Source organism: Dietzia sp. CW19 (assembly GCF_014145265.1).
Classification (GTDB): Bacteria; Actinomycetota; Actinomycetes; order Mycobacteriales; family Mycobacteriaceae; genus Dietzia; species Dietzia natronolimnaea.
This window is the reverse complement of the sequence record NZ_JAALEE010000297.1, coordinates 1-2,279: the sequence shown is the minus strand read 5'-3', so window position 1 is coordinate 2,279 and position 2,279 is coordinate 1. Positions and strand designations below refer to the sequence as shown.

Sequence of the window (2,279 nt, the reverse complement as noted above, 5' to 3'; positions counted from 1 at the left end):
CTCATGCAGGGCGCGTTCGGCAACCCGCTCGCCGAGCCCAGCGTGGTGGGGGTGTCCGCCGGGGCGGCCGTGGGCGCCGCGGCGGCGATCGTGTTCGGGCTGACCGCCTTCGGTGCCTGGACCAGCGTCGTCTGCGCTTTCGTCGCCGGCATCATCACCACCACCGCGGTGTACCTGTTCAGCCGGAGCAACGGCAGGACCGAGGTGGTCACGCTGGTCCTCACCGGCATCGCCGTGAACGCCGTCGCCGGAGCCGCGCTCGCGCTGCTCATGTTCCTCGGGGACACCCAGGCCCGCGAGGAGATCGTGTTCTGGCAACTGGGAAGCCTGAACGGCAGCCGGTGGGAGCACGTCCTGGTGGTGGCGCCTCTGGCGTTGCTCGGGCTGGTCCTGGCAGCGCGTCTGGCGCGACCTCTGGACCTGCTCGCGCTCGGAGAGCGCCCGGCCCGCCACCTGGGCGTCAACGTGGAGCGGTTGCGTGTCTTCTCGATCCTGCTGGTCGGCCTGCTCACGGCCGCTGCGGTGAGCTTCTGCGGCATCGTCGCGTTCGTCGGCCTGGTGGTGCCGCATCTCGTCCGCATGATCGCCGGGCCGGGCCACCGACTGCTGCTTCCGGCGTCGGCGCTGGGTGGTGCGGTGTGTCTGCTGGCGGCCGACCTGCTCGCCCGCACCGCCGTGAACTACGCGGAGCTGCCACTGGGGATGGTGACGGCCGCCGTCGGCGGACCGTTCTTCTTCTGGCTCCTCCACCGCACCCGTCGCACCGCAGGGGGCTGGGGATGAGCGTCACCGGGTCACGCGTACCGGTGCTGTCCGCCGAACGCGTCACGGTACGAATCGGTGGCCGGACCCTGCTCGACGCGGTCGACCTGGAGGTCTACGCAGGCGAGGTGCTGGCGCTGGTGGGCCCCAACGGTGCGGGCAAGTCCACGCTGCTCGGCGTGGTGGCGGGGGACACCGACCCGGACTCCGGCCGCACGGTGCTCGACGGCACCGATCTGCACCGGTGGCGTCTCGGCGACCTCGCCCGCCGCCGGGCCCTGCTCACCCAGGCCAACTCGGTCGCCTTCCCCTTCACCGTGCGGGAGATCGTCGCGATGGGGCGCGCCCCCTGGGCAGCGCTGCCCGAGGGGAACGACGACGAGGAGATCATCGAGGAGTCGTTGGCCGCCACCGACACCTCCTCGCTGCGGTCCCGGACCTTCCCGACCCTGTCCGGTGGAGAGAAGGCGCGCGCCTCACTGTCGAGGGCGCTCGCCCAGCGGGCCGGAGTGCTGCTCCTCGACGAACCCACCGCCGCGGTGGACCTGCGCCATCAGGAGATCGTCCTGGAGCTGGCCCGGACCGTGGCCGACGCCGGCGGGGCGGTGGTGGTGGTCCTGCACGACCTGGAGTTGGCCGCCGCGTGGTCCGACCGGCTCGTCATGATCTCCGGGGGTCGGATCCGTGCCGAGGGGCCACCCGACCGGGTCCTCACCGCCGAGCTGGTGGAAGAGGTCTATCAGCAGCCGGTTCTCGTCGACCGTCATCCCGTCACCGGGGACCTGTTGGTCACCCCGGATCGACGTCGATTCCGCACCGCCCGGACGCCGGCGGAGCCCGCGTTCCCGGCGACACTCGGGTCGGCCCTCGTCAAGGAGTTCACGTGATTCACACCCGGTCATCAACGATGCGGGCGTCCGCGATGCGGATGCTCGCCGTCCTGGCGCTGGCGCTGCTCGGTACGTCGACGCTCGCCGTCCTGGCCGACGCGCCGGCGAACGCCGCCGCACGACTGACGGCGTCCAGCTCACTGGGCGGGGCGGTGGCGTCGACCTCGGGCCGGACCGGGTTCACCGTGTCGGGCTCGGGTTTCCAGGCCGTCGAGGGCGGATTCGGTGGCGTGTACATCGGCTTCGGGTGGGTCAACGGGTCAGGGTGGGGGCCGTCCCAGGGCGGCGCGACCGGCCGGACCTACGACTACGTCCCCGACGAGCAGTCGCGCAGTAACCAGGGCTTCCAGGCCTTTGTCGCCTTTCCCGGCTCGTCGACGTCGGGAGAAGCCCAGGCGACGATGGGGTCGGACGGGTCGTTCCGGGTGAACCTCACGGTCCCCGGCCCCACCTTCACCGGCGCCGGCGGCAAGAGCATCGACTGCACCAAGGTCACCTGCGGCTTCCTCACGTGGGGCGCGCACGGCGTGCGCAACGGCGCCAACGAGACGTTCACCCCGGTGACCTTCCGGGACGGGGAGGCGGCGCCCGCGGTCGAGCAGGCCCCGGCGGCGGGCGCGCCCGCCT

At 72.3% G+C, this 2,279-nt stretch carries 2 protein-coding genes and 1 pseudogene; all 3 read left to right on the top strand.

Annotated elements, in window-relative coordinates:
• Nucleotides 1-783 (top strand): iron ABC transporter permease (locus tag G6021_RS09510; protein ID WP_182641151.1); only part of this gene is annotated, 783 nt, incomplete at its 5' end.
• The gene (locus tag G6021_RS09505; protein ID WP_182610083.1) at nt 780-1,649 is read left to right on the top strand and encodes a heme ABC transporter ATP-binding protein; all 870 of its coding nucleotides are present in this window, start codon (nt 780-782) and stop codon (nt 1,647-1,649) included. The genes G6021_RS09510 and G6021_RS09505, both read left to right, overlap by 4 nt.
• Nucleotides 1,646-2,279 (top strand): annotated as a pseudogene (locus G6021_RS09500) (hypothetical protein); the annotation flags it as partial. The gene G6021_RS09505 and the pseudogene G6021_RS09500, both read left to right, overlap by 4 nt.